The sequence below is a fragment of the Paraburkholderia sediminicola genome (assembly GCF_046027355.1).
Taxonomy (GTDB): Bacteria; Pseudomonadota; Gammaproteobacteria; order Burkholderiales; family Burkholderiaceae; genus Paraburkholderia; species Paraburkholderia sediminicola_B.
This window is the reverse complement of sequence record NZ_JAQQEK010000020.1, coordinates 38454-51852: the sequence shown is the minus strand read 5'-3', so window position 1 is coordinate 51852 and position 13399 is coordinate 38454. Positions and strand designations below refer to the sequence as shown.

10 protein-coding genes are annotated in these 13399 nt (G+C 61.0%); 2 read left to right on the top strand and 8 right to left on the bottom strand.

Annotation, left to right across the window (positions count from 1 at the left end; all coding sequences use genetic code 11):
• Positions 1-8 precede the first annotated feature (8 nt).
• The 3 genes from PQR42_RS29085 to PQR42_RS29075 form a co-directional block, all read right to left on the bottom strand.
• Complete coding sequence (locus tag PQR42_RS29085) at positions 9-758, bottom strand: 2-keto-4-pentenoate hydratase (RefSeq protein ID WP_408389260.1); 750 nt, start codon at positions 756-758, stop codon at positions 9-11.
• A gap of 38 nt (positions 759-796) precedes the next feature.
• Positions 797-2083 (bottom strand): MFS transporter, encoded by a 1287-nt coding sequence (locus tag PQR42_RS29080; RefSeq protein ID WP_408389258.1) that lies wholly within the window; start codon positions 2081-2083, stop codon positions 797-799.
• A 174-nt stretch (positions 2084-2257) separates the two neighbouring features.
• Positions 2258-3478: a pyridoxal-phosphate-dependent aminotransferase family protein gene (locus PQR42_RS29075; protein ID WP_408213506.1), complete on the bottom strand. Its 1221-nt coding sequence runs from the start codon at positions 3476-3478 to the stop codon at positions 2258-2260.
• Positions 3479-3640: 162 nt separating this feature from the next.
• Between PQR42_RS29075 and PQR42_RS29070 the strand changes: the two genes are divergently transcribed.
• The gene (locus tag PQR42_RS29070; RefSeq protein ID WP_408177619.1) at positions 3641-4366 is read left to right on the top strand and encodes a GntR family transcriptional regulator; all 726 of its coding nucleotides are present in this window, start codon (positions 3641-3643) and stop codon (positions 4364-4366) included.
• A 497-nt stretch (positions 4367-4863) separates the two neighbouring features.
• Here the strand turns inward: PQR42_RS29070 and PQR42_RS29065 are convergent, their stop codons facing one another.
• Together PQR42_RS29065 and PQR42_RS29060 are read right to left on the bottom strand one after the other, a co-directional pair.
• Positions 4864-5334: a hypothetical protein gene (locus PQR42_RS29065; RefSeq protein ID WP_408213509.1), complete on the bottom strand. Its 471-nt coding sequence runs from the start codon at positions 5332-5334 to the stop codon at positions 4864-4866.
• The gene (locus PQR42_RS29060) at positions 5331-7763 is read right to left on the bottom strand and encodes a DUF6531 domain-containing protein (protein ID WP_408389256.1); all 2433 of its coding nucleotides are present in this window, start codon (positions 7761-7763) and stop codon (positions 5331-5333) included. Before PQR42_RS29060 ends, PQR42_RS29065 begins: the two co-directional genes overlap by 4 nt.
• 458 nt (positions 7764-8221) lie before the next feature.
• Between PQR42_RS29060 and PQR42_RS29055 the strand changes: the two genes are divergently transcribed.
• Positions 8222-9808: a Na+/H+ antiporter gene (locus tag PQR42_RS29055; protein WP_408389254.1), complete on the top strand. Its 1587-nt coding sequence runs from the start codon at positions 8222-8224 to the stop codon at positions 9806-9808.
• A 21-nt stretch (positions 9809-9829) separates the two neighbouring features.
• Here the strand turns inward: PQR42_RS29055 and PQR42_RS29050 are convergent, their stop codons facing one another.
• From PQR42_RS29050 to PQR42_RS29040, 3 genes are read right to left on the bottom strand one after another with little or no spacing between them, the layout of a single operon-like run.
• Positions 9830-11161 carry an MFS transporter gene (locus PQR42_RS29050; protein WP_408213517.1) on the bottom strand — a complete coding sequence of 444 codons (1332 nt, stop codon included), beginning with the start codon at positions 11159-11161 and terminating at the stop codon, positions 9830-9832.
• A 60-nt stretch (positions 11162-11221) separates the two neighbouring features.
• Positions 11222-12163: a hydroxymethylglutaryl-CoA lyase gene (locus tag PQR42_RS29045; RefSeq protein ID WP_408213519.1), complete on the bottom strand. Its 942-nt coding sequence runs from the start codon at positions 12161-12163 to the stop codon at positions 11222-11224.
• Entirely contained in the window at positions 12160-13353 is a 1194-nt protein-coding gene (locus tag PQR42_RS29040; RefSeq protein WP_408389252.1) for a CaiB/BaiF CoA transferase family protein, read from the bottom strand. The genes PQR42_RS29045 and PQR42_RS29040 overlap by 4 nt, the downstream gene beginning before the upstream one ends.
• Positions 13354-13399: the final 46 nt, after the last annotated feature.

The following is a 13399-nucleotide window of genomic DNA, read 5'->3' as shown; positions in this document are numbered from 1 at the left end:
GGAAGCGGCTAGTACAGCGTGAGGCTCACCGGCGCGAGTCCTTCAATGCGCCCGCTCGCCGTGCCCGCCGTCTGCGGAAAGAACATGCCGGTGTATGAACCGGCGGTGACGACCATCTCCGGCGTCACGGCAATGCCGCGCGACGTCGCGTGATTGACGAGCCACGTCAGCAGGCGTCGCGGATCGCCGGCCGGATTGGCCGGCGTTGCTTTAACCACATCGTTTCCGTCGAAATTGAAATGCAGCGACGGCGCCACGAACGGAAAGTCCTCGCGATACGGCGTGAATTCGCTCACGATCAGCGCGCCGTGGTTCTGCAAATCCGCGAGCTGGGCGAGCTTGTCGACAGCGGGCCATTCGGCGTAGCGACTCGCCACGATTTCGATGGTCGCGCCGATCGAACCGATGCCCGCCTGCACTTCAGCCTCGCTATACGGCGCGGTGGAAACGTCGAAGCGGCGTCCGAAGCGAAACGCGATTTCCAGTTCGAGACCCAACGGCGCGAAAACTTCGCGCGGCAAACGCGCACCGTCGGCATGCAAGTCGGCGTCCGGCAACGGCGCGCCCTGGATCGGGCCGCTTTCAGACTTCGCGCCGATTTTCCAACCGGCGATCCGCGCGCCGCATGCGTCCAGGATTTCGTGCTGGATCGCGTAGGCCGCGGCGGCGTCGCCGGGTGTTTGCTCCGGCGGCAACGTGTCGAGCGTGGCGTGATTGCGGCGTGCGTCGGCGAGAAGCCGGCTAAGTGCTGTGGTCATGTCGTGAAAGGCGAAGAGAGAGGGAAGGTGGAGTGCGCTCAAACGCCCATGCCGGTGGGAACGTGCGCCTTGTCGGCTGCATTGAGCGCGAACTTGCTTTCCGGCTGCATGCGGAACGCGAGCACCACGCCGATCGCCATCAACAGCATGCTGCCGACGAACGGCAATTCCCAGCTCCCGAAGTAGTCGATCAGGAAACCGCCGACCACCGGCGAGATGATCGCGGCCAGAGCCGAGCCGGTGTTCATCATGCCGCTCGCCGTGCCCGAGTATTCCGGCGCGATGTCCATCGGAATCGCCCACATCGGACCGATCGTCATTTCGGCAAAGAAGAAGCCGGACGCGAGACACGCCATCGACAGATACAGGCTGTGCGTGAACATCAGCGGAATCAGCGAGAGCAGGCAGAAGAACATGCACACCGACACCATCCAGCTGCGTGCGCGCTTCAGGCTGCCGGTGCGCGTGAAGATCCAGTCGGTCACGATGCCGCCGAGCGTGTCGCCGATCACGCCGGCGAAGAACACCACCGAAGCGAAGATCGCCGACTTCTGAAGTTGCAGGTGATAGCTGTGCAGAAAGTATTGCGGAATCCAGCTCAGGAACAGCCAGAGCGTCCAGCCGTAGCAGAAGTACACGATCGTGACCGGCCACATACGGCGAAACAGTTTGCCCCACGGCACGCCGGCGGCTTTCGGCTTCGGCGCGGGGAGCACGGCGAGTTCGTCGCTCGTGATACGCGGATGATCTTTCGGATGTTCGGTGAAGGCGATGGCCCACACGGCGACCCACAACAAGCTGAACACGCCGCAGATATAGAACGATTCGCGCCAGCCCCAAGTCGCCATTACGAGCACGATCAAGCCGGGCGCCACCGCGTTGCCGATCCGCGATGCCGCATGCGTGATGCCCTGCGCGAAGCCGCGCTTTTCCTTGGCGACCCAGCGCGCCATCGCGGAAGTGGCGGCGGGAAACGTTGCGCCCTCGCCGAAGCCAAGCAGCACGCGCGCGGCCAGCAGCGAAACCAGGCCGCCGGCAAAACCTGTCAGCAAAGTCGCGACGCCCCAGATTGCGCCGCAAAAAATCAGCGTGCGTTTCGCGCCGAAGCGATCACTCACCCATCCGCCGATAATCTGAAAGATCAGATACGGATACGCGAAGGCCGAGAACACCAGGCCGACTTCCGTATGCGAGAGATGGAATTCCTTGCCGAAACCCGCAGCCGCGGTGCTGACGTTGACGCGGTCGAGGTAGGTGATGAAGTACATGATGCATAGCATCACTAGAACGATACTGGTCGCACTGGTCACACGAAACCGCTTCATCGTCTCTCTCCATTGCATGTGTCGACGGCGGGCCCGAGATGGCGCGCTGCGTCGTTGCCCGGCCGCGGCTCACGCCGCGGGACCATCGCAGTTTTGTTCGGGCCGCGTTCTGTGCGCGGCTTCTTTCGTCAGGGAAGTCCCTTTTTTGCGAGCCGTTGGTGGCTCCTCGTGCCTTCAGGCTGCGGCTTTCAGGCCCGAGGCTTTGGTCGGCTGGCTCAACCACTCCATAGCGGCAGGCATGCCGCTTTCCTTGAGCGGCACGCCCGCGAGCCGCAGACCCATTTCGCAGCCGGCCAGCGTGGCCAGCAGCATCAGGTCGTTGCAGTCGCCCAGATGGCCGATGCGGAACATGCGGCCTTTCATCTTGCCGAGGCCCGTGCCAAGCGACATGTCGAAGCGTTCGTAGATGAGCTTGCGCACCGCATCGGCATCGATGCCGTCGGGCATCATCACGCCCGTAAGCACCGGGCTGTACACCGACGGATCCGCACACTGAATTTCGAGCCCCCACGCACGGACCGCGCGGCGAGTCGCTTCGGCGAGACGTTCATGACGGGCGAACACGTTGTCGAGCCCTTCGCCGAGAATCATGTCCAGCGCTTCGTTGAGTCCGTAAAGCAGGTTCGTGTTCGGCGTGTACGGCCAGTAACCGGTCTTGTTCATCTCGACGATGTCGGTCCAGTCCCAGAAGCTGCGCGGCAGTTTTGCCTGCTTGCTGGCGGCGATCGCTTTCGGCGAGATCGCGTTGAAGCTGATGCCCGGCGGCAGCATCAAACCTTTTTGCGAGCCCGAGACGGTGACGTCGACGCCCCATTCGTCGTGACGGTAGTCGGCGCAGGCGAGGCCCGAGATCGTGTCGACCAGCAGCAAGGCCGGATGACCCGCTGCGTCGATTGCGCGGCGCACGGCGGCGATATCGGAGGTCACGCCCGTGGACGTTTCGTTGTGCACCACGCACACCGCCTTGATCGCGTGCTGCGTGTCGGCGCGCAGACGCTCCTCGATCATTTGCGGCTGCACGCCGCGACGCCAGCCTTCAATGCCCGGCAGGCCGAGGAACTCCGGCTTCAGCCCGAGGCTTTCCGCCATCTTTTTCCACAGCGTGGCGAAGTGGCCGGTTTCGAACATCAGCACGTGGTCGCCGGGGCTCAATGTGTTCGAGAGCGCCGCTTCCCAGGCGCCCGTGCCCGAGGCCGGGTAAATGACCACGGGTTGCTGCGTCTTGAAGATTTTCTTGATGCCGTCGAGCACCTTCAGACCGAGTTCGCCGAACTCAGGACCGCGATGGTCGATGGTCGGGTAGCTCATCGCCCGGAGGATACGGTCGGGCACCGGGCTCGGACCCGGGATCTGCAAAAAGTGACGGCCAGCGGGGTGAAAGTCTAGCTTGAGCATTGGGCTTCTCCGATTGAATTTTGCATTCAAAAAACTATATCAGACGAACGGCGGCGCTCCCAAGGCGAAAATTGTGTGTCGGCACCGGTGTTTACCCGCGCTATTAACTAATCTTTCAGCTTCCTATAAAATCCGAGCTAATGAGATGTTGAGGGCTTTTGTATGCAAAATTCGGATTTCGAGGCGGGCGTCGCCACTTCCCCGCTGATGCCGAAGGTCGAGCGGCAGCGCTTGCATGACACGGTGGTGGAGCACATTCGGCGCTTCATCGTTGAAGGCGTGCTCGAGCCGGGCAAGAAACTGAACGAGCGCGAACTGTGCGAAACGCTCGGCATTTCGCGCACGCCGCTACGCGAGGCGCTGAAGGTGTTGGCCGCCGAAGGGCTGATCGAGATTTCGCCGAATCGCGGCGCGTCGGTGTCGAAAATGTCGGAGGCTGAGTTGCGTGAGACCTTCGAACTGATGAGTGGTCTCGAGGCTTTTTCCGGCGAGTTGGCGGCGGAACGGATGACCGCTGCCGAACTCGCCGAAATCAAGGCGCTGCATTACGCGATGCTCGCGTGTCGTACGCAGAACGATCTGGCGGGGTATTACAGCCGCAATCAGGCGATTCACGACAAGATCAATGAGGCCGCCAGGAATTCAGCACTGCGGCAGACTTATGTCGCGGTGAATCGGCGATTGCAGGCGCTCAGGTTTCGGTCGAATTTCCAGATCCCTAAGTGGGACAGCGCGATTCACGATCACGACGAGATGCTGAAGGCGCTTGAAGCGCGGGACGGTAAGAAGCTGAGTGCGATTCTTCGGCAGCATCTGCTCGATAAGCGCGATGCGGTGTTGCAGGTGCAGTCGCGGGAAGCGGTGGCTGCGTCGCCGTTGAAGACTTGAGTTGAGTTGAGTTAAGGCACCTAAGTGGTGTTTGCCTTCGGCTTCGGCGTGGATTGTCCATGCACGTCGAAGGCAAAACTTGTCCACCTAAAATGTTGGCAAGCCTGTGGACAACGTTCGCACATCCTAGGCAAGTGGTTGATGTGATGGGAGTATTGGCTTGCGGGTGATGCGTGAGCAGGGGTCGGGACTTTGTGAGCGGATGCGTGAGAAACTCGTTACGGTGGCATGCGACCCGAGGCGTGCGATCCTAGAATTTCTAGCACCACGTGAAGCGCGTGCGCGGTATCAGAATTTCACGAATCTTCGCGCCAGACGAAAAGGACCGAGATGCCAAGCCAGACAAACGATGGAGCCTTCTTCCTGCGTGGAGAGCCGTCCGTTGCGGAGCCAGCGCCGTCGTACCCGAGGAACCGAAGTGCTGGCCCGAACCTTTAAAGACAGTGACTTGTGTCCGTAAGCCTTAGGCGCTTCCCCGCACGATCCGGTGCTAGCGCTCAGGGAAGCTTACGGTGCGGAGGCAGATCCGACTCCTTGAACACGTGTCGCAAATCTGCCCCGCCTATGCGCTTGCCCGCCTCCATGATCATGAGGCTGTCGCCAGGCTCCGGATAGGCGGTAAGCGGTTCCCCGTCAAGACGGTCAATGGAAAAAGAGTCGATGACGTAGCCCGACTGCGTCTCCACCGCATAAGCATAGATGAGCACCGGAACGCCTTCGTCAATGGCGATCAAATCACGCGCGAGCGTGGTGTAGCCACCATTCGGCAATCTAGTTTCATCATGACTGATGGCAAGGCAGTACGGCACATTGACTTCATGAACCGTGCAGGTTTTAACCTGGGCCTCCCACCTTGAAACGTAGGCGCCGTAAAAAGACTCGTTCACGGTAAGAAGAAATTCCAGTAGCCGACGTTCGTGGCTTGCTAAAGACCGTTGCATATTTTCTTCCATAGTGGGCAGGATCACGGTTTCTGCGGCCGAATGGACCCAACTCTAATCTCAGTTGGCGACAATCGATTCGACGAATATTCGATCAGCCTGCCATTGACAGTGACATAAAAGGACTCTCCGTCGCCGACCGCCAATTTAGCACCACTAGTCTCGGCCAAATCTTGGCGAATTGCGTCAATGACCGGTTGATGCGCGATACCGTCTTCATCAAGGTGACGGAACGTATGGTTGAGCTGATTTTCATTCCGTCCGAAGTTTATCTCCGACGTATCCTTAACAACTGGCTTGCATTGCTCCTTGATACGCTCGATTGTTTCTGCAGCCTTTCTTGCGCCCTGTCCAATGCCATAGCGGACTGCCGGATACTGAATCAGCCGCCAGACAAACACGATGCTGCGCAGTATGCCGTCCGGAAGACCAGCGGAAAAATGGCAACCGCTGCATACGGTCGACGTGCCCAGGAAGTTATCGCCGAGCAACCGGCTCGCGCCCTGAAGATTGGCTGGTGGTCCTACAGGGGCTTCACCGAAGTTATAGTTGTCGATCCACTCGTCAATCTCATGGCTGGAGATCGGGACATCCGTACCGTCACCCATGTCAAGAATGCTGCCATTCTTCGCGACAGTGCCCGTACGTGAAACGACCTCGCCGTTCGGCGAATAGCCAAACTTGACCTTGAAAACGCGTCTTACACCGCCGTTTACAGGGCTCGCGTATTCATTAAATTTGAAGTTGTCAATACGACCGCGTCGATCATAGTGCAGGTTGAAATCGCCGGTCGGGTTAAACCCAAATTCAACTCGGTGAGCGGCGTCGCGAGACGCCATTTCCGTCGCTTGCGGAAACTGCTGTTGAAGTACGATTGCATAAACATTGCCGGTAGAGTCGCGCGCAACCTTCCACTGCCCCACCAACGCTTCGCCTTCATACATCTGCACGAAAGTAAGCCGATTAAATGCGTCGTACACCATGCCGTATGCACGGGTTGTGCCGTCCGACTTTGCCGCCTCAAACCCGCTTGCCCCCGTGCTGTCCGTAGTGGGCGTTTCGCTCATACCGGTCGTATTGCCCTGAGCGTCGTAGACGAAGGACTGAATCACACCCGGCGACGCTACGATCAGCGGATGCAAGCTAGTCGCGTCGGCGTATCGGATCGTGGTAATCGACGCGCCGGACGCGCTATTGACTGTTATCCGAACGGGTCGCCCCACGTCGTCGTAGCCATATTCGGTATTGCCGCTTGCACCAGTGTCTTTCAGCAAATTGCCGGACGCATCCCACGTCAGACTGTTGGCACCATCAGCAGAACTGCTCGAAGTGGGCCGCAGCATTCCGCCGACGGAAGAGAAATTCAGCGTCGTAGTGCGCTTGTTGTCGGTGATGGAGGTGCTCCCAGGCCCGTAATTGAACTGCGCATTGCGAGACGAATCAGGGTGGCTAGCCGTCGTTGCGCGACCTTGAGCATCGTAGCTCCACGTTGCAATGCGGTTGCCAACTTCATCGATCTCGCCGGTCAGCGCATTCTTGAAACGCACATCGTCGTAGACATAGCGGTGGGCATAGCCATCAGGCCAGGTAACTGAAATCAGATTACCGTTCGCGTCGTACCCGTATTGCGTCATCCGACCCAACGGGTCATTCACGCGTGACAGACGGCGTTTGTCGTCATAGTCGAGACGGAGGGTAATGTCCTTGTTCGCATCCGTCCCTGCTGCATGCTGCGTGATCGTCGTCAGCAGCCCCGAGCCGTCATAGGTCAACGTACGGACAAATCCAGTCTTCGTGCTCTCCGAAAGCAGTACACCCTGCGTCGAATACGACTCGACAGTATCTGTCTTGAGATCGACGAGCGTCCATCCAGAACCGGATTGGCTCAACGCGAGCCCACTGCCACCTGCAGAACGCCACGTGCCCGCTGACCAGTTGAATGTGATGGGATCGCCGTTCCCGCGATAGGCAAACACCTTGGATGCGCTACCGCTGTTAGCGTTTGTCAGGCCCAGATTGCGTTGCCAGTTATGAAACCAGACCGGTCCCATCCCGGTAGCGGTCGTACCCAACGACTTCGATCGGTAGGTTCGCGTGAACTGCATCGGAATGTCGTCGCCGCTGACAAAGTCAGCCTCGGTCAACGTGACGGTTCCGTTGCCGGGGAGAACCGGGTCAGCAACCGGACAGCTGGCCTCCGGCTGGTCAGCAGGCGGTGTTGCACACCACGCGTCGATGAGCGGCAAGCTAACGCAGTTGTAGTACTGCATGCCGCCTGGTACGCCGGCATAGGCATCCCAGCGACAGGTGGGCGAGCCTGGTTTTGCGCCGGTGGCCGCCCACACCGCATTGCAATCAGCCGCGTTCGCGCCAAACGCCACCACGAGCAGCATGAATGCGACCAGCAGGCGAGCCACCACGCCCGCTGGCCCCTCAGTGATTTTGTTGCTTTTCATAGGCATCCTTATTGGTTGTACTTGTTTGAAGCCCAAGCACCCTATAAGGAGCATTGCATCCCGACTATCCGACAACTCCTAAAATTACAATTACCTTCATTTTGCACAAATAACGCCTTACCGCCGACCACTCAGTATGTAGGAAACGATGTAGACGTTTGTCGGCTATCACCCCGTCGTCACGAGGACAACGGGCGGCGCAAATGAAGAAATTCTCACAGGCGCTCAGTCCGAACGCGGACCGTCTGAGCAAAAAGTAAAATCGGCTGTCGTCACGTCCCGGCCTCCAGCCCCCCCCCAAACTTATCCCCACAAATTGTTCGCAAGCCTGTGGACAACCTGCGCACAGCCCACCCAAGTGATTGACGCTAAAGCCCTATCCTGTCTCGGCGCAACCACAGGCACCCCGCCCGCCATGTGATAAAAAGTAATTCCCCAGCCACTTACCGAGGCCGAACATGTCGTCCGTCATGGGCTTCAAAGTCGTCCTGCTGTCGCTCGTCGCGATCATCGGTCTCGAACTGCTCGCCAAGCGGCTGCGTCTGCCGCCAGCCGCCGCGCTGCTGGTCGGCGGCGCCGCGATGGCCTTCGTGCCCGGTCTGCCACGCTTCAATCTCGATCCCGAACTGGTCCTGATCGTGTTCCTGCCGCCGCTCCTCATGGACGGCGCGTACTTCTCCGTCTGGGACGAGTTCAAGGGCAATCTCGGCGGCATCCTGCTGCTTGCGATCGGTGCCGTCGCGTTCACCACGCTCACGGTCGGGGTGGTCGTGCATTGGGTCGCGCCCGCCCTGCCGTGGGGCGCGTGCTTTGCGTTGGGTGCGATCGTCTCGCCGCCCGACGCCGTCGCCGCCAAGGCGGTGCTCGAACGTGTCGCGCTACCGCGCCGGCTGATGGTTCTGCTCGAAGGCGAGAGCCTCCTCAACGACGCCGCCGGCCTCGTGCTGTTCCGCTTCGCCGTCGCAGCCGCGCTAACCGGCACCTTCAGCGCGCAGCATGCGATCGGACGCTTCGCCGTGCTCGCCTTGGGCGGCGTGGCGGTGGGCGTGGCGATCGGCTTCGTGGTCGTCAAGCTGCTGCGTTATCTCGACGACGCCTACCTCATCATCACCGCAGCCACACTGTCCAGTTGGATCAGCTACATCGTCGGCGACACGCTGGACGTGTCGGGCGTGATCGCGACCGTGAGTTGCGGGATGGTGCTCGGCTGGCATCAGCATGAAATCTTCTCGGCGGCGGTACGCATGCGCGGCACGGCCTTCTGGCAAGTCGTGATCTTCCTGATGGAAGCGCTGGTGTTCATACTGATCGGACTGTCGCTGCGCGGCGTGATCGTGCGGCTGGGCGGCGTCGGCGACGCGTTGACCGCGTTCGCCCCAGCCGTCGGCGCGGTGCTCGCGGTGGTCGTGCTGTCGCGTTTCGTGTGGGTCTTCGCGATGGAATGGTTGAAGGCGCTGGTATGCAAATTGGCGCGCCGCGCGGGCGGCACGCCCGACTGGCGCTCGGCCACCGTCACGAGCTGGGCTGGCATGCGTGGCGTGGTCACGCTGGCTATCGCGCTCTCCTTGCCCGAGGAAATGCCCGGCCGCGACCTGATCCTGGTCGCCTCGTTTGCCGTGATTCTGGTGACGGTGCTTGGTCAAGGCACGACGATCGGACCGCTGATTCGATGGATCAATCCGGACCACGCGTCAGAACGAAACGCGCAGCATCTGACCGAGCCGCAGGCGTGGGCACGGCTCGAAGCCGCGCAGCTCGCCGCCATCCATCCGCTCGTGCATGGGCCGGATGGCAGCGTGATTCATCCACGCTTGCTGGAACAGTACAGCTATCGTGCGCGCATTACCGAGGCCCATCAGGAAGAAGCCACCTTTCCAGCGAAAGAACGCGCCGCGCACTACGACGTGGTACTGGCCGCCGTTTCGGCGGCACGCGTCGAGCTATTGCAGCTGCACCGAACGGGCTTGCTTCACGATGAACTGCTGACCGTTCTCGAACACGATCTGGACCTGCAGGAAATCGCGGCGTTGCATGGCAGAGGCTGACCGGACGCGTCAGGTCATCCTTTACCGAGCAGCTTCCTTGCGTCGCAACGAGTCAGGCAATCCGTACAACACGATCAGTGCGCACACCAGGCTCATCGCGCCGATCACGTACAAGGCCGGCGTCGTGCTGCCGGTCAAGTCTCGCACGCGCCCCACCATGATCGGGCTCACAATCCCGCCGAGTTGACCGAGCGTATTGATCAAGGCGATCCCACCGGCCGCGCCGGCGCCCGTGACGAGCTTCGGCGGTAACGCCCAGAACGCCGGAATCGAAGCAACCACGCCCGCGCCCATCACAGCCAGCGCGACGACCAGCAACGCCGTCTGCTTGTCGAAGAACCCCGCGGCAAAGAAGCCGATCGCCGACATCACGAGCAAGCCGAACACGAACTTGCGCCGTTCGCCGCTCGCATCGGACAAGCGCCCGACCACCACCATGCAGATTGCGCCGGCAATATAAGGCACAGCCGTCAACAAACCGATCACCGTCGGATTGTTTGTGCCCGCCACGTGAATCAGATGCGGCGCCCAGAAATTCAACCCATACGACGCCACCTGAATCAGGAAATACACCAGCCCCAGCGTGAGAAAGCCCGGCGTTCTGATGGCCCCCATCAACGAATGTCCGGTGTCCGGATGACGGCTTTGCTGCGCAATCTGCCCGGACAGAAAGGACTTTTCAGCGGGCGACAGCCAACCCGCGTCTTCGATACGATCCTTCAGCAGTTTCAACACCAGATAGCCGAGCACGATGCACGGCAGCCCGCCGAGCAGAAACAGCCAGTGCCAGCCCGGCATGCCGAGCACGCCGTTCATGTGTCCAATCACGAGTCCCGCGAGCGGCGCGCCGACCAAACCGGAAAACGCGGATGCCAGAAACAGCATCGACGTGATACGCCCGCGATAGCTCGGCGGAAACCACAGCGTCAGGTAGTACAGCACGCCCGGCGCGAAGCCCGCTTCCATTGCGCCGATGATGAAACGCAGCCCGTAGAACTGCCATTCGTTGCTGACGAACACCATGGCGGCCGTCGCCAGTCCCCACGAGATCATGATCCGCGCAATCCAGCGCCGAGCGCCGACCTTGTACAGAAACAGATTGCTTGGGACTTCGAACAGCACGTAGCCGATCACGAACAGGCTCGCACCCAGACCGTATGCGGTATCGGACAAGCCGAGGTCGCTCTGCAACTGGAACTTCGCGAAGCTGATGTTGATGCGGTCGAAGAACGCAAACAGATAGCAGATCATGATCAACGGCATCAACCGCCACGCCACTTTGCGGATGATGGCCGAAGCATCATTCGCAAAGTGCTCGCGGTTGCCGGTTGCGACTGCGCCCAGGTCACTCATGTTCGTCTCCAATGCCGGATTCGGCGAGGCCGTCCGGTCGTTTAATCCATTAGGGAAATGTCAGATTTGTAGAACGTATTCGGGTACGGGATGCAGGTCGCAGTTACGGCCCGCCTTCGCCAACTGCCCCGGCACGTCGTGGCCGAGCAAGGCGGGCAAGCCGCGCGACAACGCGATCAGCTTTTCCAGATCGATCCCGGTGGGAATGCCCATTTCATCGCACATGTTCACGAGATCTTCCGTGCAGATGTTGCCGGACGCACCCGGTGCGAACGGACAACCGCCGAGGCCGCCCAACGCGGCGTCGAAGCGGCGTGCACCGGCTTCGTATGCCGCCAGCACATTCGCGAGACCCAGCCCGCGCGTGTTGTGAAAGTGCAGTGTGAGCGCGGCGGCCGGCAGTCGTTCGAGCACGCGCGTGACCAGTCGGGTCACCTGGCGCGGGTTCGCCATGCCGGTCGTGTCGGCGAGCGTGACGCCCTCGATTCCCATCTCGCGATATGTGTCGACAATGCTGACCACGCGGTCTTCGTCGATCTTGCCTTCGAACGGGCAGCCGAATGTAGTCGCCACCGATCCGTTCAACAGCACGCCCGAGCCCTTCACATGCCGCACGATATCGCCGAACGCCACCAGCGACGACTCGCAGCTCATCCGCATGTTGGCGCGGTTGTGGGTCTGACTCGCGGACATCACGAGATTTAGTTCGTCGGCACGCGAAGCCAGCGCGCGTTCGGCGCCCTTCAGATTCGGGATCAGCGCGACGTAGATCACGCCTGGTTGCCGCTCGATCTGCTGGAACACAGCCTCGCCGTCACGTAATGCCGGAATGGCTTTCGGCGAAACGAACGAGCCGGCCTCGATACGCGTGAAGCCCGCGGTGGATAGCGCGTTGATCAGCGCGATCTTGTCGGGCGTGTCGACCCAGGTGGGTTCGATCTGCAAGCCGTCGCGCGGCGCCACTTCCTGCACGATCAGTTTGTCGAAACGAGCGTTATTCATTGCACGGCTCCTTCGCGGCGCAGCCGCTCGATATCTTCGTTGGCAAATCCGAGCTCGCTGAGCACGCTGCCGGTATGCTCGCCGAGCGCCGGCCCTTGCCAGCGCACTTCGCCCGGCGTGTCCGAGAGCTTCGGCACGATCCCCGGCATCTTCACCGACGCGCCGCCCGGCAGTTGCGCGTTCAACAACATGTCCCGCGCCTGGTAATGCGGATCGGCGACGATGTCGGCCACCGAATAGATGCGCCCCGACGGCACTTCAGCACGTTCGAGCGCGGCCAGCACGTCGTCGGTGGAGTGGTGCGAGGTCCATGCGGTGATCGCCTGATCGAGCATCGCGCAGTGTTGAACGCGGCCGTCGTTACGCGCCAAGGCGGGGTCGTCGGCGAGATCGGGGCGGCCGATCACCTGCATGAGACGTTTGAAAATCGGGTCGCTGTTGCCGGCGATCACGACGAAGCCTTCGTCTTCCGTGCGATACGTATTCGACGGCGCGATGCCCGGCAATGCGCCGCCGCTGCGCTCGCGCACGTGGCCGAGCAGATCGTATTCGGGCACGAGGCTTTCCATCAGATTGAACACGCTCTCGACCAGCGAGACATCGACCACCTGGCCTTCGCCCTGCCCCGTCTTCACGCGCAGCAGCGACATCAGCGCGCCGATCACACCATGCAGTGAAGCAAGCGAATCGCCGAGACTCACGCCGACGCGCGCCGGCGCGCCGTCCACGTCGCCGGTCGTGTAGCGGATGCCGCCCATCGCTTCGCCGATCGCGCCGAAGCCCGGGCGATCGCGATACGGGCCGCTCTGGCCGTAGCCGGAAATGCGGACCATCGTCAGTTTCGGATTGATGGCGTGCAGCACGTCCCAGCCGAGGCCGAGCTTTTCGAGCGCGCCAGGACGGAGGTTTTCGATCACGACATCGGCGTCGGCCGCGAGCCGCTTGACGATCTCGACACCGTCCGCCGACTTCAGATTCACGCAGATGGACTTCTTGTTGCGCGACTGCAGATACCACCAGAGCGAGGTGCCCTCATGCAGCTTGCGCCATTTACGAAGGGGATCGCCGGTCTCGGGCGCTTCGATCTTGATGACGTCGGCGCCGAACTCGGCCATGAGGCGCGCGGCAAACGGCGCGGCGATGAGGGTTCCGATCTCGATGACGCGGATACCCTGAAGGGGTCCACTCATAATGCTGTCTCCGAAGCTGGTTTCGTGTTGAGAGGCAGCTTAGGAG

What these genes read in the sequence shown, in the direction of transcription:
- PQR42_RS29045 (WP_408213519.1), bottom strand. Translation starts at nt 12,163, where the DNA reads ATGAATAACGCTCGTTTCGACAAACTGATCGTGCAGGAAGTGGCGCCG.
- PQR42_RS29040 (WP_408389252.1), bottom strand. Translation starts at nt 13,353, where the DNA reads ATGAGTGGACCCCTTCAGGGTATCCGCGTCATCGAGATCGGAACCCTC.
- PQR42_RS29055 (WP_408389254.1), top strand. Translation starts at nt 8,222, where the DNA reads ATGTCGTCCGTCATGGGCTTCAAAGTCGTCCTGCTGTCGCTCGTCGCG.
- PQR42_RS29075 (WP_408213506.1), bottom strand. Translation starts at nt 3,478, where the DNA reads ATGCTCAAGCTAGACTTTCACCCCGCTGGCCGTCACTTTTTGCAGATC.
- PQR42_RS29050 (WP_408213517.1), bottom strand. Translation starts at nt 11,161, where the DNA reads ATGAGTGACCTGGGCGCAGTCGCAACCGGCAACCGCGAGCACTTTGCG.
- PQR42_RS29060 (WP_408389256.1), bottom strand. Translation starts at nt 7,763, where the DNA reads ATGAAAAGCAACAAAATCACTGAGGGGCCAGCGGGCGTGGTGGCTCGC.
- PQR42_RS29070 (WP_408177619.1), top strand. Translation starts at nt 3,641, where the DNA reads ATGCAAAATTCGGATTTCGAGGCGGGCGTCGCCACTTCCCCGCTGATG.
- PQR42_RS29085 (WP_408389260.1), bottom strand. Translation starts at nt 758, where the DNA reads ATGACCACAGCACTTAGCCGGCTTCTCGCCGACGCACGCCGCAATCAC.
- PQR42_RS29080 (WP_408389258.1), bottom strand. Translation starts at nt 2,083, where the DNA reads ATGAAGCGGTTTCGTGTGACCAGTGCGACCAGTATCGTTCTAGTGATG.